At 52.2% G+C, this 21,339-nt stretch carries 7 protein-coding genes; 4 read left to right on the forward strand and 3 right to left on the reverse strand.

The genetic code is table 11. The features are described 5' to 3' along the window. Nucleotides 1-50: 50 nt before the first annotated feature. Entirely contained in the window at nucleotides 51-254 is a 204-nt protein-coding gene (locus C1752_RS28405; RefSeq protein WP_158535070.1) for a hypothetical protein, read from the forward strand. Here the strand turns inward: C1752_RS28405 and C1752_RS11325 are convergent. Next, a complete protein-coding gene (locus C1752_RS11325) occupies nucleotides 241-8,856 on the reverse strand; it encodes a type I polyketide synthase (protein WP_110986183.1) in 8,616 nt (2,871 codons plus the stop codon). The genes C1752_RS28405 and C1752_RS11325 overlap by 14 nt on opposite strands. A gap of 760 nt (nucleotides 8,857-9,616) precedes the next feature. Here C1752_RS11325 and C1752_RS11330 point away from each other — a divergent pair. Together C1752_RS11330 and C1752_RS11335 are read left to right on the forward strand one after the other, a co-directional pair. Further along, entirely contained in the window at nucleotides 9,617-10,786 is a 1,170-nt protein-coding gene (locus C1752_RS11330; protein WP_110986184.1) for a hydroxymethylglutaryl-CoA lyase-like TIM-barrel protein, read from the forward strand. 92 nt (nucleotides 10,787-10,878) lie between these two features. Further along, the gene (locus C1752_RS11335; protein ID WP_110986185.1) at nucleotides 10,879-18,807 is read left to right on the forward strand and encodes a type I polyketide synthase; all 7,929 of its coding nucleotides are present in this window, start codon (nucleotides 10,879-10,881) and stop codon (nucleotides 18,805-18,807) included. A gap of 69 nt (nucleotides 18,808-18,876) precedes the next feature. Here the strand turns inward: C1752_RS11335 and C1752_RS11340 are convergent, their stop codons facing one another. Beyond that, nucleotides 18,877-19,233, reverse strand: coding sequence for a Rieske (2Fe-2S) protein (locus tag C1752_RS11340; RefSeq protein WP_110986186.1), 357 nt, complete (start codon nucleotides 19,231-19,233; stop codon nucleotides 18,877-18,879). A gap of 259 nt (nucleotides 19,234-19,492) precedes the next feature. Between C1752_RS11340 and C1752_RS11345 the strand changes: the two genes are divergently transcribed. Continuing rightward, nucleotides 19,493-20,206 carry a GUN4 domain-containing protein gene (locus C1752_RS11345; protein WP_110986187.1) on the forward strand — a complete coding sequence of 238 codons (714 nt, stop codon included), beginning with the start codon at nucleotides 19,493-19,495 and terminating at the stop codon, nucleotides 20,204-20,206. A gap of 139 nt (nucleotides 20,207-20,345) precedes the next feature. Here the strand turns inward: C1752_RS11345 and C1752_RS11350 are convergent, their stop codons facing one another. Then, on the reverse strand, nucleotides 20,346-21,320 hold the full coding sequence (locus C1752_RS11350; RefSeq protein WP_233501534.1) for an ion channel: 975 nt from the start codon (nucleotides 21,318-21,320) through the stop codon (nucleotides 20,346-20,348). Nucleotides 21,321-21,339: the final 19 nt, after the last annotated feature.

Genomic DNA, 21,339 nt, shown 5'->3' on the forward strand with positions numbered 1-21,339 from the left:
ATTGATGGAACAGAGCCGATTTTTGATAGGCCCTGTAACCCTTCTCTAGTATGGCTCCTAGAAAAGTGTACTACCTGCGGAATGTAGGATACATCACAATCCAGCCCCAGAACTGCATAACCGACCATGTGGCCGCAGAAGCCCCTTTTATACCGACAATGCGAGAACTCGCCCGTACTTATCAAGCTTTTTCAACCTACTTTGATCAGCATATCCCCACCCTCGATCTGAGGTTATGGATTAGTTCTTTCTAAAATTGGAGTCAAGTTGCTCTAGTTGCAGAAGCAAGAGTGTTTCTGCGTCGGCCTCTGATAATTTATTCAAGCTGGTGGAGTACAGATTTGTCGAGGCCGGCTTAACAGATGAGTCGGCAGGGAATATTTGGTGCATTAAATATTCTGTCAGCAACGGAAGTGTAGGGTAATCATAGAGAATCGTTGAAGAAAGCGAACAGCTAAGTGCAGTCTGTAGGCGATTCCTGAATTCGACTGTGGTTAGAGAGTCTAGCCCCAGGTCTGTAAAACCAGTTTCAGGATCGTTTAAGGCAGAGGCATCACGCCCCAGCAGTCGGGCCACTTCAGAACGTAAATACTGAAATAGTAAGGACTTGCGATCGCAAGCTCCTCGAAGGGCCTCCAGCCAATCAGCAGGTTGCTTGACCGCTAGTTCCGACCAAAAGTCAGACATCCCGGTCGGAACGGTCCACTGAGATTGATGAATGGGCAGAACGCCAGCCTGTGCCCATGATTGCCGTAGCAGATGATCGAGAACAGCCAAACCGATTTGTGGCTCAATGCGATCCATTCCCTGAAAACCAGCATTGATATGATTTGCCAAGCCTAGCTGCTCCCACGGTCCCCAATTGATTGAGAGCGCAGGTAATCCGGCGCTTTGACGAGCCTGAGCAAGGGTATCGAGGGCGGCGTTGGCGGCGGCATAATTCGCCTGTCCTGCTGAACCTAGTAAAGAGGCGGCAGAGGAGAAGAGAACGAAAAAATCTAGATCAAGATCGGCGGTGAGTTGGTGAAGTGTCCAGGCTCCATTCACTTTTGCCTTCAAGACTGATTCAAATTCCTCCCAGTTTAGGGTTTGAAGCATTCCGTCATCTAAAATACCTGCGGCATGAATAATGCCTCTCAGTGGAGGCGTCGCTTGGGGGTGGCTATTGTTCACATGCGTCTTTGGTGCAACGTTTGTGCTATTCACTTTCGATGCGGTGGCGCGATGGTAGGGATCCAGTAATCGGGTGACATCATTTCGCTGAGAGATATCGGCCTGCATGACCTGTACCTGTACCCCCGACTTCTCTAGCTGGAGAATCTGCGTTTGCGCTTTGGGAGAGGGCGATCGCCGTCCGACTAAAATGAGATGCCTTGCACCCTGATCTGCTAGCCACTGTGCAACGAGCAACCCTAAGTCTCCTAAACCACCCGTAATCAGCACGGACCCCGTTGCAAGTTGGGCTAATGGATTTTTTGATTGTTTAGGAACTACCGGAGTGGCGGCTTGCTCCACCACCACTTTGCCGATGTGTTTCGCCTGCTGCATGTAGCGAAAAGCATTCACCACCTTCGCTGCCGAGAAGCTTTTGTAGGGTAGTGGCTTCAGCTCACCCGCTTGAAACTGCTCCATCACTGCTTTGATAAGCGATTGCACCTGCTCTGGTTCTTTCTCCATTGTTTGCATTAAATCAACGATGGAATAGGTGAGATGAGGCCAGTTTTTGCAAACGTTTTTAGGTTTCCAGATGCCCTGTTTGCCAATTTCTAGAAAATGGTCGCTGGTGATCGACAGGCTGTGGGGGATGAATTTGCCCGTTAACGAGTTGAGGGTTATCGTAACGCCCTCTTTTCCCGTGATGGCCTGAATCTCTTCGGCAAAGTCTAGGGTGCGTGAGTTGAAAATGTGTTGGATGCCTTGCGATCTCAACCATTCCCACTTCCCCTCCGAAGCCGTGGCAAAAATTTCGGCTCCCGCTTGTTGGGCAATCTGCACTGCAGCCTGACCCACGCCGCCTGCCGCTGAATGGATCAAGATGCGGTCGTTCGGTCCAATCTTGGCCAGATGATTGAGCGCATAGTGAGCCGTCATGAACGCGACGGGAATTGTGGCAGCTTCTGCGTAGCTGAGTGATGTGGGTTTAGGGGCGAAGATAGAGGTGGTGGCGTGTTGAGAAAAAGCTGGAGTCGCTATGGCAACCACCGAATCCCCAATCTGGTGGCCGCTCACTCCAGCTCCGATGGCTATGATATCTCCCGCACATTCCAACCCCAGCGGTCCTGGATTACCAGGATAGAGATCGAGTACATTCAAGACATCTCGGAAATTTAGCCCCGTTGCCCTTACCCGAATTTCAACCTCACCTGCCTGCGGTCGGCGTCGAGTTTGAGGCTGCCAGCGAAGATTCTCAAGGGTGCCGCGCTCAGGGATGACGAGCTGACTTGAGACAGATGCCTGAAGCGTTTGTTTCTGTTGGCGATGGGCTGACTCAACGGTCACCGGAGCTAGTCGAGCCACAAATCGCTGATCGCCTCGCAAAGCCACCTGTACCTCTGGTTCCGATATAAGAATTTCAGACCAGAGAGCCTGATGCTCATCCACAGTGGGCTGAGGGGCCAAGTCGATCACAGCCGCAGGGAACTCAGGATGCTCCAGCATTAGTGTCTTCGTCAATCCCCACAGTGGAGCCTGACTGAGAGCAGAGCAATCAAGGCGTTCATCATTCACTCGCTGGGTACCCCGCGTCACTAGCCAGAGTCGAGAGGGTGCCTGCAGTAACCTCTGGATCAGATGGAGAGCCGAGCCACAATTTTGCTGTATTGTTGCGCTGATTGCTGCATCGTCTTTTTCTGCATTAACGGCATCTAAACTCCAAAGATGAATGACGCCTTGCAAGGTCAGCGGCAAAGATTGCAACGTCTCTAACAAATGGCGCAGCGCCTGTGGATCTTGTGGGTCAAGCTGATGTACTGAGCCACTCTCTTGAGGATCTGGACTCACAAGGATCACATGCTGTTGCCGCTGCGCGAGTTGGTGGGCAAGCCGCTGACCGACACCCCCTTGATCGGCAAAGATCAGCCATTGCCCTGGCTCCATTACAGTCGGCTCAAGCTGGCCGGACTGCTCTCGCCAATCCACCTGATATAGCCAGTTTTGCCAAGCTTGCGGCTCCATTCCCAACACCGCTTGGAGATTTGTTCTCTTTGCCGTTAGCCCCGTGACCGTAGCGACTCGTTGACCATCAGGACGGTACAGCATCAGATCGGCGGTAACCGTCTCAGCGACGGAATGCAATTGAACATGGCTCCACAGGCAATCGCTGGCAGGACAGTGGAGGGTTAGAGAATCGAGTCCAATGGGCAACAGCGTTGATGTATCCGACTCCGGTAGGGCTGCAAAAATGGCTTGACAGCAAGCATCTAGCAGCACGGGATGTAGGCAATAGTTCGAGGCTGACAGTGCTGTCGGAAGCTGGACTTTCGCTAGGGCTGCACTGGGTTTGATCCACAATTTCGTAATGGCTTGGAACTGTGGTCCGTAATTGAGGCTACGGGTTTGACAAGCCTGATAGTGACTGCTGACCGCCCGCTCCTGCGGGAACTGACGACGTAAATCTTCTAAGTCGATGACGGGTTCAGAGAGGGGAGTCGTCTGAGAGATACTGCCTGTACAGTGCCTTTGCCACGCGGCGTCTGCACGGGAATTCTGGCTAAAGATCTCAAAGGTTAATCCTGTCTCTGTTTGCTGCAGGATCGTCTGCACGTTGACAGTGCCAATCAACGGTAGGGCTTGCTCCATCGCAACCGTTTGTACCGTTAGAGGCAGATCTAAGTTAGGAGATTCTACTCCTGCTGCTAACGCAATTTCTAGGAATGCAGCGCCTGGAAAGATAGCGGTAGTATTAACTTGATGATCCTGTAAGTAGCTGGACTGCTCAGGTGAAATCTGTGCCTGATACAAAATTTGCTGTAGCGGGGTTGAAATTTTCTGCCCCAGCAACGGATGCCTCGCAGTTGTTCGTAAAAGAGCCTGGGCTGGCGGTGGATCGAGCCAATATCGCTGCCGCTGAAAGGGATAGGTGGGAAGTGAAACCCGATAATGTTCAAAGCCCTGATCTACGTTTTCCCAATTGATTGCAACGCCCCGAATGTAGAGCTGGCCGAGACTGTGCAGAATTGTTTCCCAGTCGTTCTTTTGGAAGCAAAGACTGGGGAGGTATAGAGCGTCAGAGTTCAGATCTGAATTGTGGGGTTTCTCAAGGAGCGCTCGCCCCATGCCTAGCAGCGTAGGCTTGGGGCCGCATTCGAGATAGATGTTGTGCCCTGACTGGGTCAGGGTTTTCATGCTAGCGGCGAACTGAACGGGTTGCTGAATATGGCGACACCAGTAGATTGGAGTTGAGATCGCATCCCCAATCCTTTTTCCCGTGAGATTCGAAATTAATTCAATTTGTGGCGGGTGATAGGTGATCTGCTGAGCGATCTGTTCAAATTCCGCTAGTACTGGCTCCATCAACGGCGAATGAAACCCGTGAGAAACATTGAGGCAGGTTGTCTTAATCCCCTGGGCTGTGAGTTTTTCTGCAACCTGTTCTACTGCAGTTCGCTCACCCGACAGCACCAAACTCTCTGGGCCGTTGACGGCTGCGATGGCTAGTGGCCTACCTTCGGTAATTGCAACTTCAGAACGTTCGTGATCGAGGAACTGATTCACCGTGGCTTCATCAGCCACGACTGAAACCATGCCGCCATTAGCAGGCAGCGCCTGCATTAAGCGTCCCCTAGCGGCCACCAGCTTTAAGGCATCCTCTAGACTGAAGACGCCAGCCACGCAGGCCGCCACGTATTCACCAATGCTGTGCCCCATTACGGCGGTGGGTTGAATCCCCCAGGACTGCCAAAGCTGAGAGAGAGCATACTCTAGAGCAAACAGTGCAGGCTGTGTGTAGGCCGTTTGATCGAGGAGAGACTTTGGTGTTTCCTCTTCTTGTACCTCGAGAGGTGTTTCGGGGTAGAGAAGATCCAGTAGTGGTCTCTCCAGCAGCGGTCGGAGAATTGTGTTGCAATCTTCTAAAGCCTGACGGAAGACCGGCTGAGTCTCGTAGAGGTCTCGCCCCATGTCGAGATATTGCGAGCCTTGACCCGTGAACAGAAAGGCAATTTTGGCTGAAGTATTTTTTGGGGAGACTTTCCCCTGGTAAAGGTTGCTGGCTTGAGGGTTTGACAGCCAGTCTTCCAACTTTGTTGTTAGATCGACTAGGGAAGAAGTTGCGAGAGTCTCCGACTGGTCTACGATCAACGCAACCCGCCATTCAAAATGTGCCCGCCCCACATTGCGTGTAAAACAAACATCCCCTAACGACAGCTCTGGATGATTACGAAAATCGTCAACTGACCTTTGGGCTAACTCTTTTAACGCTTGCTCTGTTTTGGCGGATAGCGTAAATAGATGCACCGGTCGCTCAATCGTCGGCGATCGCTGAGTAACAGGAACCTCTTCCAAAATGGCGTGGACGTTGCTACCGCCAATCCCTAGAGAGTTTATCCCCGCCCGACGCGGCGCAGACCTCTCCGGCCAGTCTCTCAGTTTGGTATTCACGAAGAAGGGGCTGTGCTCAAAATCAATGCGTGGGTTAGGGGTCTCAAAGTGAAGGCTGGGGGGGATTTTTTGACGCTGAACGGCAAGCGTTGTTTTGATAAATCCCACAATCCCAGAGGCAATATTTAGGTGGCCCACGTTGGTCTTGACGGAACCGATGGCGCAAAATTGCCGCTGCTGGGTACTGAACGCTCGGGTCAACGCAGAGATCTCAATCGGGTCGCCCAACTCGGTTCCGGTCCCGTGGGCTTCGACGTAGCCAATGGATGCAGGTGCAACCTCTGCCACTGCCATTGCTTCTGCCGCAACCACCGTTTGCCCTTCGGCTTGGGGGGCGAGGTAGCCCATCTTTTGTCCCCCGTCATTGCCGAGGGCAGAGCCTTTGATGACGGCGTAGATATTGTCGCGAGATGCGATCGCATCTTCCAGCTTCTTCAGCACCACCAGCCCCGCGCCACTGCCGAACAACGTTCCCTGTGCCTGAGCATCAAAGGCGCGACAGTGACCATCTGGCGATAGAATCATTCCCTCCTGATAGAGATGTCCCATCTTCTGCGGCGCATGAACCGATACGCCCCCCGCCAAAGCCATATCACATTCACCATTGAGCAGACTCTGGCTCGCCATGTGAATTGCCACTAGCGACGTTGAGCAAGCCGTTTGCACATTGACGCTCGGCCCTCTGAGATTGAGCTTGTAGGAAACCCGCGTCGCCAGATAGTCCTTATCATTAGCCACCGTCATCTGAAAGCCACCCATTGAACTCAGATTCAGCATCTGCATGGGGTCGTGATTATCCAAACGATGGCGGTTGGGATAAACATTGTTGAGCAAAAAAGTATTCATTGACGCCCCGGCATAGAGCGCAATCGAGCCGTCATAGCACCAAGGATCGTATCCTGCATCCTCTAGACTCTCCCAGGCACACTCTAATAAGAGGCGCTGCTGGGGATCGATTAGCTCTGCCTCCTTGGGGGTATAGCTAAAAAAGTTCGCATCGAAGGTCTCTATCTCACCCAAGATTGGACTGGCCTTTACGTAGTCCGATCGCTGTAAAAGTTGTGGATCAACACCTGAAGCTAAGATTTCTTCGTCTGTAAAAAAAGTGATGGACTCAACGCCATCGCAAAGATTCTGCCAAAACTGCTCCTGGTTTTCTGCCCCCGGAAATCGACAGGAGAGTCCTACTACAGCAATCTCTGTGACCTGTTTCTGCCTTCGTTTTTTACCTCGTGCTTGGGCCTGCTCTAGCGCTAAATCATTCGACTGACTCTGACTGAGGTATTGAGCTAAAGCATCAATAGTGGGGTACTGAAATAGCTCCACGACCGATAGATCGACCTGCAAACGGTTCTGAACCTGATGCAGTACCTGCACCAGCAGCAGCGATGTTCCACCCAGCTCAAAAAAGTTATCGTGGATGCCAATTTGCGTTGGCCCTTGGTCGGCCTTCGGGCCTCGCTGCAGCACGCCTTGCCAAATCTCAGCCAACTGCCGCTCAACCTGATTGCGAGGTCTTTGCAGCTCTGAAAGATCGCCCAACAGCTCCGTGACTTTATTGATCTGAATAGTGAACGCACCGGCTTGAAACTTTGCCCTCAACTGCTGGTGCTGGATTTTACCCACTGACGTTTTGGGAATTTCTTCAGGTGCCACTGGGATTAGATAATCGGGGCTTATTCCTAGTTCTAAGCTTAGGGTTCTGCGAATTTGCTTGAGCAAAAGTGCCAGATCTTGACCCGAGGATGACTCAGGATGAAAGAAAAGAGCCAACTGTTCAGCGCCCTCACCTGCACTGCTGACGGCACAGGCTGCGGTATAGGACACCGCTACCCCCTTTAGGTCTTCAACGGCAGCCTCGATTTCATGGGCGTAGTGGTTGATGCCATTGATCACAATCACGTCTTTTTCGCGCCCTGTGATGGTCAAACGCCCCTGCTTTAAAAACCCCAGGTCGCCGGTTCTAAACCATCCGTCTGAGGTGAAAATTTCCCGATTCAAATCGGGCTGCTGATAATACCCCGCCGTCACCGTGAGTCCCTGTACCTGCAGCGCCCCAATCTGTCCTTCTATCACTACCTGATCTTGGTGATCCACGATTCGTACCGAGACCCCAGGGATAGGTGAACCCACCTCTACGAGAGTATCTGTACTCGGTGCAAACTGATGGGAATGGACAATCCCAGAGCAGGTCTCCGTCATACCGTAGCCCGGACTCACCGCTGTCTGAGTTAAGCTGTGGGGCTTCAGCAGCTCAAGGAACCGCTGGGTCGTTTTGCCCACCACGGCCTCCGCCCCATTGCCCATCCAGCGCATAGAGGACAAATCCCACTGTCGCTGTTGAATTTGGTCAGCCTGGTCATTAATCAAGCCATAGGCGAAATTGGGTGCCCAGGTCGCAGTGGCCCGGAACTGCTCAATGCAGTCTAGCCATCTCAGCGGATTTTGCAGAACCCATTCATTGGCGACCTGAACCTGCTGACACCCTAGAAAGACTTCGGTGAGATGAAACATTACTAGGCTGGCCACGTGCTCTAGCGGCATCCAGTTGAGGGTAATATCTGCTGCCGATAAGCTATTCGCTGCAGCCATACCAGCAGCGCTCACCAGCAGGTTCTCAGTTGAGAGCATGACCCCTTTCGGCATACCCGTGCTGCCTGAAGTCATCAGAATTAGAGCAGGATCCTGATGATGCTCTGTGGCCCACTGTCGATCGGGTGGACCGTCGCGGAGGTTTTCAATCGCCGCAACGGCAATAGACGGAGAATGACCCATCGTAGAGACATCCCGCCTATGTTCGTCACAAAACCTTTGTATTGGTTGCTGAAGCGCCTGATTTGTCAGAACAATTGGCGCGCTGAGTAGCTGCTGAGTCTGTAGAAGCTGACTGGCTTTGCGGCTGGGGACATCATAGCTCGGAGCCACCGATAAAGGCACCGGTACGAATCCACCCAGAAAGCAGCCCCACAAAGCCTCGACAAAGGATTGATTGCGGGTCGCTTGCAGAATGATTTTGTCCTGAGGCTGGGCACCTAAGGTTCTTAGACCATGCAATACCCGCTCAGCACGCGCTAATACCTCAGCATAGGAAGACTCTAAGAGGTTGCCCTGAGCCTCTATATAGATAAGCCCCGCAGTTGTTTGAGCCGCCTGCTCCAGTACTGCTGCTAGTGACCGGTGGGCAGATATCTCAGGAGAGATAGCGTCTCCATGGCTAATCGCCAGTCGCGGTTCATTGACGGGGGGGGTGTGGGTCATGGTCTACTTTACTGCGATAATCCTGCTCGGACTGTCGTGGAATGGCCTGTAGAGTCGTAAAGATCTCTGAGCTGAGGTTTTGCCGACAACACCGGACCCAATGTAACCTGCTGGATGGTGCTGACGATAGATTGAGCGAACCCGTTGCTTTCTTTTCCACTGGGAACAGAGCTGCTTTATATAAAGCTCGGACGCTGCCGTCGATGCTTGAGTTCATTCTTTTCGTGAAAGCGCTTGATAATTTGCCTTTAACCTTGACAGAGCATCGCCATTTTAGAAGAATGACGGTAGTTTGCTCCTGCTTGTAGGCTATCCAAACTCCCGAGGCAGATTTTCCCTCGCTGCGGTTTGCTGACAGAGTCTTCTACCCACTTGGTGACTAGAATCATTGTGATGAGTGATGGGAATCATCATGATGTCAACAATAGTTTGTCAAAATAAGCTCAAGGGGTGAGTAAAAATCTGAGTTGCTAGATGTTTTGCCAACAATTAAGTCCCTTGGCTTGTCCAATTTAATCGAGCGAAGTTCTACTTCTCGAGGAGTCTAAAAAGTGCGCTATTGTCCTATTATTCTGCGGCCAATGTTTCTTTTGAGACTTGCAAGCTGTTCTCAATAAACATATTTGGGGAACTTATACTAAGCAAGCAATGACACTAATATATGTCTATTGTCCTCTTGAATGGCCTCGCCTGTGCACTAGAATAGCTTTAATTTTATTTTCTGATAGTTTATTCGAGATTTAATTAATTACCCCCCCCTATGGAGACGATAAAACTACGGGTATCTGACGAAACATTGCGGGATGGTGTCCAGCAAGTTGGCTTGTTCCTCGAGGACGATGCTAAGCGGGTATTGGCTCATCTCATTGCTCAGACTGGCGTACACCAGATTGCCTTGATGCCTGCAGTTCATGAAAGTGAGGCCGTTCTGGTGCGTGGGTTGGCTGCGGAAGGGCTCCACCGTCAGGTGGTGGCTTCAACCATGATGGACCGTCAATATATTGATCAGGCAAAAGCCTGTGGTGTTCGGCAAATTATTCTCTTCCATGCTGTTTCCGATCGGCTGCTGTGTTTGCGGGAACCCAATGTTCAAGCTCAGCCCATAGGTGCAGAGGCAGCTTGCTCTAAGGCCTTAACTGAAAGAGTGCGCTCTCGGATGCTTGAGAAAGTTGTCGAAAATCTACAGTATGCGACCAGTATCGGCCTAAAAATCAGCTTTGCGGCTGAAGATGCAAGTCGAGCTGACTTTGATTTTTTAGTTGAATGTATAAATGTCTTTCAGCCTTATATTGACTGCTTTTTTCTTTGCGATACCGTGGGTGTCCTCACGCCAGAAAAAACCTATATCTGGGTTCAGGATCTGCTGCAGTGTACCCATCAGCCTTTTTTGTCGGTGCATTTTCATAACGATATGGGGCTAGCGCTAGAGAACACCATTCAGGCCGTGTATGCCGGAGCCATGGGTATTTCAGGTACCTTTAGCGGTGTCGGAGAACGAGCTGGCAATGTGGCTTTAGAGCAGGTGCTCCACGGATTGAGGGCTAGGTTTGGTTGGGAGGTAGCAGGAATTGACTATGAGGCTTTGCCTGAGGTGGTCGATTATCTGACGCAGAAAGGGATTCGAGCAAACCCGCCCTATTCTCGGCAGGCGCGCCAGTTTGAGACGGGGATTCACGTCAATTCTCTGATTCGCGATCGCAACAGCTACGCTGTGTTCCCCCATGCTGAGCCTGATATCTGGTTTGGCAGATGTAGCGGTGCCAGTAACTTCCGTTATTTGTTTGAGACCCATCTGCAGCAATCCTTGACCCAAGCACAGTACGAGCAACTGCGGTCAGCGATTAAGGCCCTCTCTACTGAGAGAAAGCGGTCTTTCTCGACCGCCGAAGTTTTAGAGTTGCTAGACCAGGGAATTCTTAGAGTCTTTTAGGTCGCTTACTGTTCAATGTCCTTTGACCCTAAGATAAGGCTGTCCCCGGCGTTTAGCTCCGCTCAGTACCGTTTGAAGATTTTTAGGCAACCATGACCCTGGACTCCATTGCGATTGTTGGCATCGGTTGTAAATTTCCGGGGGCGGAAGGGCCGCAAGCATTTTGGAAGCTTCTGCGCGATGGGGTAGATGCGATTACCGACATCCCTAACTCTCGGTGGGACGCTGATCGGTTCTATGATCCAGACCCCGGCGCGCCTAATAAAGCGAATACCCGCTGGGGAGGCTTCTTGGAGGGCATTGATCGCTTCGACCCTCAGTTTTTTGGCATTGCCCCCCGCGAAGTCGCCAGTATGGATCCGCAGCAGCGACTGCTGCTGGAGGTCACCTGGGAAGCCCTGGAAGATGCGGGGCAAATTCCCGAACATCTCCGAGGATCTAGGACCGGGGTATTCATTGGGGTCGGGACTCACGATTACTCCATCATGATGTGGCAGGATCCGGTGAATGATCCCTACGCCACGACGGGGACGGGCAACTGTATTGCGGCCAATCGAATTTCCTATGTTTACGACCTAAAGGGCCCTAGTTTAGCGATTGATACGGCCTGCTCATCGTCTCTGGTAGCAGTGCATTTGGCCTGTCAGAGCATCTGGACGGGAGAGTCGAGTCAGGCGCTGGCGGGGGGCGTGAATGTCCTGCTGTTGCCCACCGTGACGGCGGGATTCTCAAAGGGGGGCTTTATGGCCCCTGATGGTCGCTGTAAGAGCTTTGATGCTAAGGCCGATGGCTACGTTCGCAGTGAAGGGGCGGGGATTGTGCTTCTGAAGCCGCTGGCCCAAGCGCAGGCAGATGGTGACCCGGTCTATGCGGTGATCAAGGGAAGTGCCGTCAATCAGGATGGATTTAGTAACGGGATGGCGGCTCCAAATCCCAAGGCGCAGGCAGTGGTGTTGCGTCAGGCATACCAGCAGGCAGGCGTGTCGCCGGGGCAGGTGCAGTACGTCGAGGCCCACGGCACGGGCACTAAGATTGGTGACCCGGTGGAAATGGAGGCTCTGGGCGAGGTGCTGGTTGAGGGACGATCGGCAGGGGATGAATGTGCGATCGCATCGGTCAAAACCAACATTGGCCATGCCGAAACGGCAGCGGGCATCGCCGGATTAATTAAAGCTGCACTCTGTATAAAAGAGCGGAAACTCCCGGCAAACCTACATTTTGAGACCCCCAACCCCGCCATCGACTTTGAGCATCTTCCCTTCTATGTACAAAAAACGCTCACCCCTTGGCCCACAACAGCACCGGCCCTAGCGGGCGTCAATTCCTTTGGCTTTGGTGGCACTAATGCCCATGTCGTCGTCGCGGAGGCTCCCGGAAAAACAGCAGCAGCACCGGCTGCATTACAAGCCCATCACGTTTTTACCTGCTCGGCAAAAAATAAAGCGGCCCTCAACGATCTGGCGCAACACTATCTAAACTTTTTAGCACAGCAGTCTGATCTTGATCTCAATGATTTGTGTGGAACTGCCAATCTACGACGGACAAGCTTCTCGCATCGATTTGCGATCGCAGCCGACTCACTCACGCAGCTGCAAGACTTCCTCTCGGATTTTCTGGCTGGCGAAGATCATTCCAATATTCATAAAAGCATCGCTAGTCAGGATTTGACGCTCGCTTTCCTGTTCACAGGCCAAGGATCTCAGTACGAAGGCATGGGGCAAGCGCTTTATGAGACGCAGCCCGTCTTCCGAGATGTGCTGGATCGGTGCGACAAAGTCCTACGCTCTGAGCTAGAGATTCCACTACTCGACGTTCTCTATCCATCCCAGAAAAGCGAGGATTCTCCTTTAAACCAAACGGCTTATACTCAGCCCGCGCTGTTTGCTATTGAGTACGCGCTTTACCAGCTTTGGCAATCTTGGGGCATCCATCCCGCTGCCGTTACCGGGCACAGCGTTGGTGAATACGTCGCCGCCTGCGTTGCGGGGGTCTTCAGTCTTGAAGATGGTTTGAGGCTGATTGCCGCGCGAGGACGGTTGATGCAGGTATTGCCGAGCGGCGGTGCCATGGTGGCGGTGGCGGCGAGTGAATCACAGATTAAGGATCTTCTGCCTGCTGCTGTGACGATTGCTGCTATCAATGGGCCGCAAAGCTTGGTGTTGTCTGGGGAGGGAGATGCGATCGCAACTCTAACCCAAGCCCTGATCGATGCAGGCTTCAAAACCGACGTACTTCAGGTCTCCCACGCTTTTCACTCAGCGCTGATGGAGCCGATGCTAGATGAATTTAAACAGATTGCCCAGCAAGTCACCTATCACACGCCCCAAATTCCGCTGGTGTCGAATCTAACGGGTGCGTTGGTCACCGACGAAATCGCCACGCCTGACTACTGGTGTCGCCACGTTCGAGAGCCAGTCCGGTTCCAAGCCGGTATGGAAACTCTGTACCAGTTAGGATATCGCACCTTTGTAGAAATGGGGCCAAAGCCAATCCTCTGCGGCATGGGTCATAATTGCCTGCCTCGGCCCGAAAATAATTGGCTACCGAGCTTGAGGCTCGGACACCCCGCTCAGCTTTGGCGCAGTGTGGGACAGCTTTATACCCTGGGTGCCTCAGTTGATTGGTCCCAGCTTTATCCCAGCTATCAATATGTTCATCTGCCGACCTACCCCTTTCAGCGGCAGCGTTTTTGGTGGGACGTTGCGGAGCTGCCGGGGATGCGATTACCGAAGGTAGGCCAGGGGCCATCGCAACCTTGGTCTCTCAATGGTCATACTTCCAAGGCTCATCCCCTATTGGGCGCAAGGCTGCATTTAGCCGGTTCTGCTGAGATCAGATTTCAGGCTCTAATCAGTGCTGAGAGTCCAGCCTATCTGAGCGATCATTGTTTGCTGGATCAAGTTGTCCTCCCTGCTACTGCTTATATTGAGATGGCGTTGGCTGCGGCACGGCAGCTCTATGATCACGATGCGCTCATCCTGGAATCATTCACCATTGAGCAACCTTTATTACTGACTGAGGCTTGCACGCTGCAGTGCGTCTTTATCCCTGATCAATGTGCGTATCAGCTAGAGATTTTCAGTCTAGGTATTGGGGAAGAAACATCCCCCGTGCTTCGTCATGCAACGGGCCGTATTCATAGCAAGAAAAGCAGCACGGCTACCCAAGATATTGAAGTATTACAGGCACTACCGCTTTCCCCGATTGAAGTTGGAGACCATTATCATGATCTCCAAAAACGGGGACTGAATTATGGTCCTTGTTTTCGGGGTATTCAAAAACTGTGGGCAGAAGAGGGACAGGCCCTAAGCCAGATTGCTTTACCGGAAGGCGTGACAGATGAAGATCGTTACCAAATTCACCCTGCTTTACTAGATGCCTGCTTGCAGACGCTGGGAGCGGTGTTTACGGAAAGCGAAACGTACTTGCCTGTGGGTTGCGATCGCATCCATCTCTATCATCCCCCCGGTAAAGACATCTGGTGCCACGCCCTGCTTCAACCCGGTGAGGACTCTGCCGCGTTCCGAAAGGCTAACCTACAGTTGATGGACGATGCAGGCGCGATCTTCGCGGAACTGATTGACTTCAAGCTCCAGGCCGTCAGCCCTGCTGTATTACGACGATTGGTGAAGCAGGCAGACCCGCTCGACCACTGGCTCTATGAACCGATTTGGCAACTGCAGCCCCTCGCAGAAGTTACCGAACAGTCTGAGCCTCATCAATGGTTGATTTTTGCAGATCGACAGGGATATGCAAAGCAAATTGCCCATCACCTAGAGGAAAAAGGCGATCTCTGTACTTTTGTTTATCTCTCTTCTAGTGCATCAATATCGCCAGCTGGCTATACCGTTGATCCTGCTCAGCCCCAAGACTTTCTGCAACTCTGGCAAGAGTTACTCCAAAAAGAGCAGCGTCCTGACCAAATTCTCCATCTATGGAGTTTAGATAGTGGTGATTTAGAGCAGGTTGCAGATGACCTTCAACAGAATCAGCTGCAAAGCTGTGGATCTGTTTTGCATTGGGTGCAGGCGATCGCATCTGAGACCTCGCCACCTAAGCTATGGCTGATGACTGCTGGGGCACAGGCGATCACTGACCAACTGGAAGCCCCCCAACAGGCACCGTTATGGGGGCTAGGTCGGGTGATTCGTCTAGAGCAGTCAGGGATGAACTGTGTCTGTGTGGACTTGGATGCTGAGCCGTCGGAGGAGACTTTAGAGGCTCTCGTTCAAAATTTGCGACAGCCCGACGATGAGAATCAGGTGGCGTTTCGAGGTTGCGATCGCTACGGTGCCCGCCTCGTCCCCAGAACCTCCAAGACTGTCTCCCAGCGTCCAGACGGAGCCTTTCGACTGGGGCTGACAGAATATGGAGTTTTAGATCATCTCTCTTTACTGCCTGCGGAGCGTCATCCCTTGGCATCCTCTGATGTTGAAATTGAGGTGTGTGCTTCTGGAATTAACTTCCGCGATGTCCTCAACGCCCTCGGAATGCTGAAGCCCACCCTTGAAAAAATGGGTTTTGCCCAAGCAACAGAGGTTCCTTTCGGTGGAGAGTGTTCTGGAAAAGTTATCGCAGTGGGTTCTGAAGTTGAAAATCTGAAGATTGGTGATCAGGTCATTGCGGCTCAGGCCGTTGGCAGCTTGGGGCAATTCGTCACCGTCGATGCCCGGTTTGTGATCCCCAAACCAGAAAAAATTAGCTTTGCCGAAGCCGCGACCCTTCCCACCACCTTTTTGACCGCTTACTACGGTCTTTGTCACTTGGCTGGGATTAAGAAGGGAGAGCGCATCCTCATTCACTCTGCAGCAGGCGGCGTGGGTCAAGCTGCCGTTCAACTTGCTCAGCAAGTCGGGGCCGAAATCTACGCCACCGCCAGTCCCGGCAAATGGCAGTTCCTCAAAGAGACGGGCATTCAGCATGTCATGAACTCCCGCACCCTAGCATTTGCCGATCAGCTCATGGAACTCACCAACGGGAAGGGGGTTGATATTGTCTTCAATAGCCTCAACGGAGACTTTATTCCCAAAAGTATAGAGACCCTGGCCCCCCAAGGCCGCTTTGTTGAAATTGGCAAAATCGGCATTTGGAATGCTGAGCAAGTGACCCAACTCCGCTCAGATGCAAGCTATTATCCCTTTGATTTACTCGAAGTCTCTCAGCAAGATCCGGTCCTCATCGCCACGATGCTGACCCAGTTGCTGAGTCAGTTTGAAGCGGGTTCTCTCACACCACTCCCACACAAAGTTTTCCCCATCGAAAAAGCAGCCGATGCCTTCCGCTACATGGCCCAGGCTAAACATATCGGTAAAGTCGTTGTCACCCTGGATGAACACAATCCGCCTGGTATCCGAGCAGATGGAGCCTACTTGATTACAGGCGGGTTGGGCGGGTTGGGGCTAGAAGTGGCTCACTGGCTCGTCGAGCAGGGGGCAAAGCATTTGGTGTTGGTCAGTCGGAGATCGCCTGCCCCCAAAGCACAGGAGCAGATTCAAGCCATAGAGAAAACCGGAGTGCAGGTCCAAGTGGTGCAAGCTGATATCTCGCGGCGAGAAGACGTTACTCGATTGCTAGCTCCGTATGATTATGCGGCTGCACCTGCGCCATTTGATAGCTCAAACGTTGCACTGGCCCCCCTAGCCCCCCAATCCTGGGGGAAAAGAAGACAAAAGCTCGATATCTCCCGAGAATTAAAAAATCGAGAGAGTCGAGACGTTACGAAGCAGCCTCAATCAGATATCCATCAAGAGACATCCCCATCTTCAGGTACTCTCCCCCCAGAATTGGGGGGCTGGGGGGGGCAACGCAGCACCAAACAGTCCAAGTCCAATCGTTCCCTAGACAATAAACCACTCCTAAAAGGAATCTTCCACGCCGCAGGTACCCTAGATGACGGAATGCTCCAAACCCTAAACTGGGAGCAGTTCTCCACTGTAGCAGCCCCAAAAATCATGGGAACCTGGCATCTCCATGAGTTTACTCAAAATCTAGAACTCGATCACTTCGTTTGCTTCTCTTCAATGACATCGCTGCTTGGCTCCCCCGGCCAGGGCAACTACGCCGCCGCCAACGCTTTTATGGATGCCTTGATGTACCTGCGCCACGCCCAGGGACTTCCTGGGCTCAGCATCAACTGGGGACCGTGGGGCAAGGCCGGTATGGCCGCGCAGCTTTCCGCCATTGATCAGCAGCGCATGACCGATCAGGGTATTGAAGCGATTCTGCCGGACCAAGGGCTACAGATTTTAGAGGGGCTGTTAACCCAGACATCCGCTCAGATCGGCGTGCTACCGATTGATTGGTCGAAGTTTATTCCTCAATTGCCAGAGGCGGCGGCGGTACCGTTTTTAGAGCAAGTTCGCCCGACGCTGGAACAGAAAGGACCATCGGAGCTGATGCAGCAGTTGATGGGGGCTGAGAGTTGCGATCGCATCTCCACCATCCAAAACCACCTTCGCAGCCAGTTAGCTAAAGTCCTTGGCTACAGCTCCATGGACCTGATCGAACCCCAAGATAATTTTGCTGACCTCGGCATGGACTCCCTGATGGCGGTCGAGTTCAACAACCGACTCCAGGCCAGCTTCAACCGCACCATTTCTCAAACGACCCTCTTTGATTACCCCACGGTCGAGTCCCTCGCAGACTATCTCAATCAAGATCTGTTGCTTGGGGATAATGTTCAGGCTCTGTCCGAAACGTCGCTCCCGACAGAATCTTCTGCTTTGACAGATACTGCAAAGGCTACGTCCGATATCATTCAGTCCTCAAAACCGGTCAAGACTGAGCCAGAACCCTCCCCCCATCTAGAAAATATCCCCCTACCTGATATCCCCGATCAGTTCTACCAGTTTCATAAATCCCCGGAATATCTCAATCTTCGGCAAGATTTAGATCGCGTTGAAGAACTAGGGAACCCGTTTTTTGAGGTCCATGAAGGGACGGCCCGCGACAAAACCCAAATTGGAGGCCAAGAGCTGCTCAGCTATGCCAGCTATAACTACCTGGGCCTCTCAGGCGATCCCAGAATTATCGAAGCCACAGAAGCCGCCATTCGCCAGTATGGAACATCAGTGTCAGCCAGCCGAGTCGTCGCTGGAGAACGCCCCATCCATCGGCAGCTAGAGCAAGAGATTGCTAATTTTTTAGGCACTGGAGACAGCATTGTCTTTGTCGGGGGACACGCCACCAACGTCACCACCATCGGGCATTTATTCCGTGAAAAAGATCTGATTCTTTGTGATGCCCTGAGTCACAATAGCATCCGGGAGGGCTGTCAGCTTTCAGGGGCAACGGTGATTGAATTTCCGCACAACGATCGCAACGCTCTAGAGCAGCTTTTGCAAGACCATCGACAGTCCTATGAAAAGGTACTGATCGCCGTTGAGGGCGTCTACAGTACCGATGGCGACTTGGCTCCGTTACCCGAGATGGTGACCCTCAAGCAGAAGTTCAAAACCTTTTTGCTCGTGGATGAGGCTCACTCCATCGGCACCTTGGGCGCAACCGGACGCGGAGTCGGTGAACACTTCGGCATTGCAGCTGAAGATGTCGATCTATGGATGGGGACACTCAGTAAATCTTTCGCGAGCTGTGGCGGCTATATTGCAGGTCGCAAAGAGCTGGTGGAATATCTCAAGTACACCTCTCCGGGCTTTGTGTTCAGTGTCGGCATATCCCCGGCGAATACAGCGGCAGCATTAAAAGCGATTCAGGTGTTAAAAGAGGAGCCCGAGCGGGTTGTGCAGCTCCGAGAGCGGTCGGCTCTATTTTTGCAGCTTGCTCAAGAGATGAAGTTGAATACAGGGGCAAGCCATGATTCTCCTGTGATTCCGATTATTGTAGGTGAACCCTATAGGGCGGTTCAGCTATCGCGGTTGCTCCTCCAATGCGGAATTAACGCACAACCGATGGTGTTCCCATCGGTGCCTTATAATTCTGCGCGGGTCAGGTTCTTTGTCACTTCTCTACACTCTGACGAGCAGATTGAAGCGACTGTGGTTGCGATCGCAAGTAGCCTCTAGATTCCTAACCCATGATTATGCTCGTACCTCCAGCAGTGAATGCTGATGAATTGCGGACGTTTTGCGACATCAAGTCCCAATATCGACCCAAACACTCCCGTCTTCAATGCGGGTCGGGAAAACCGCCAGCGCCGTCTCCGACTTTATTTTGCCGAACAGCTTACCCACCCCCGGCGGGAAAGGACACCAGTCCTGCACGGCCCCTGTCTTTAGGTCGAACACGCTGCGATGGAAAGGGCAAACGATAGTGCCATCAACAACCTTGCCCTTCGACATCGGTGCCTTGATGTGGGGACAAGAATTCTCCACAGCATAGATTTCGCCCTGATGATTCAGGAGCACAACCTTTTTCTGGCTGATCTTAACGACCTGTCTCGCTCCTTCTTGAGCGAGTTCATTCTGCGATACGGCTTTTTCCCAGCTCATAAGTCTCCTCTATCCTCTAGGTAACGGTTTACCTCTTGTCAGTCCACTGTTCTCACCGTTTACAAGCAAAAGCCATGATTACAGAGAGAAAGTGGATTTCTTACTCATTATTCAAAACTCTGTCAAACTTAGCGCGAATAGTTGCCATTCTTAAAGATGGTCAAATATCTGCCCGCCACCTCGCACTCGTCAGAACCCTAGCTTTTTGATAGGTTAGGGTACGGGGAAACCGAATTGTACTAACAGCTCATACGTTTTTATGGACGCATCAGCGACATCAGTGGAACATCCAGATATTGCTGAGCTAGAATCTCAGCTCACCACCGGCTCTGAAAAGACACAGCTCCCAGTGATGGCGCAGCTCCAAGCTGCAGGTGCTGACGGATGTCAGGTTTTGCAACGTTTTCTCCTCAACCGTCGTCAAGATGTAGCCACCTTTATCGATGGACGCGGTTACGAACTCCTTCTGCAGACAGAGACCGACGAGACCCAAACCTTTCTACAGGAGAACTTTCCCGCCGGGGTCGTAGCTCTCAACTCTGAGGTGGGAGCTGACTACCTGCCGCTTCAAAAGCTTTTAGCCCGCCAACAGTTTGAAGAAGCCGATCGCCTCACCTTGCACAAGCTCTGCGAATTAGAGGGGCCAGTTGCCGTTAAGCGTAAATGGATTTACTTTACGCAAATTGAGCAGTTTCCCATCTCTGACTTACAGACGATGGATCGGCTGTGGTTTGTTCACTCAGAGGGCAAGTTTGGTTTCTCAGTCCAGCGTCAGCTCTGGCTCTCATTGGGTCGCAACTGGGAAGCGCTCTGGTCCAAAATTGACTGGCGCACTGGACGCGACTGGACGCGCTATCCTGATGGCTTCACCTGGGACTTAACGGCTCCCAAGGGGCATCTACCGCTGTCCAATCAGCTACGCGGTGTCCAGGTCATGAACGCACTTCTCAACCATCCGGCATGGAAAAGCTAAAGACAGGCTATGACTCAGCCAATGAGACTCAGCTACTCTTTCTTAGATCGTTTAGTGCCCATTTCGGTTTTCGCTGACCAAATCAGATAAAGGGTCAAGACTCCCACAAAGGCTAAAATCTGCACTATGCTTGCGGTGTTCATTGAATGCTGGCTTCCTCTGACTGGATAGTACTTGTCACTTCATGGAAGTGGGTAAAGTCAACGTAGCGATGCCCATCTTCGGAGTCATAGAAAATATCCACAAAAGCCTGATTCCACAGGATCTCATCCACGCTGTATGTGTGGCGGGCATGGAGTGCTTGGGCCACGGTCTCATCGACGCCCGTTAAGGCCACCAGCAGTACCGCCTTTGTCTGCCGCAGTGATTCTAACGTCGCCCCCCGCAGGGGACTATGCTCATTGATGGGATGCATGGCCGTCCAGGGCAGGTTAAAGCTGGGTGTATGATCTCTCAACAAGGGCAGGGTATAGATGTGTCTGATGGCCGTTCCTTCAATACTGATTTCGTCTCGCAGAAAATACATCTGCAGCTTTGCCTCTAAGATCTTATTGCGTCTCTGGTTGGCGGCGCGAATCATCAAAGTCGGGACACCATTGTAGGGCGTGATCACAGCAAAGTCAGAGAACATCACGCGAACGCTGGGGAGTGAAAAGCGAGCAAAAGCAAGTCCTGTTACTAATGCCGTGAACAGGATGCTCGTCAACGCCTCCAAGGTCACGAGGAAGTGAGCATAGGGGGTGATCGGATGCATCGCCCCGTAGCCAATTGCGCCTAAGGTCTGGACGCTGAAGAAAAACGCATCCCAAAAAGAACCGGGACTGGCGTTGGCAATGCCGTTTCCCCCCAGTAAATAGGCGACCGCGAATAACGTATTAATCAAGCCATAGACAAGGGTGGCGATTAAGATGAACCCAGCCCAGGGAATCGTGATCAGAAAATAATAAGGTTCCTGCCAGTGTGCGAGCCAATCGTCTAGTCCTGAGACTTGGAAGGAGCCATTTTGAAACGCCACCTGAATCTTCGGCGATTGCTTCTGAGAACGGCTGGTTTGTAAGCGTTGCTGAGCAGTCGGTTTCCGAAAGAAGAACTTCACTAACGACCTTCGTAACACTATGCTCTCCAATCCCAAT

The sequence above is a fragment of the Acaryochloris thomasi RCC1774 genome (genome assembly GCF_003231495.1).
In the GTDB taxonomy this organism is placed as follows: Bacteria; Cyanobacteriota; Cyanobacteriia; order Thermosynechococcales; family Thermosynechococcaceae; genus RCC1774.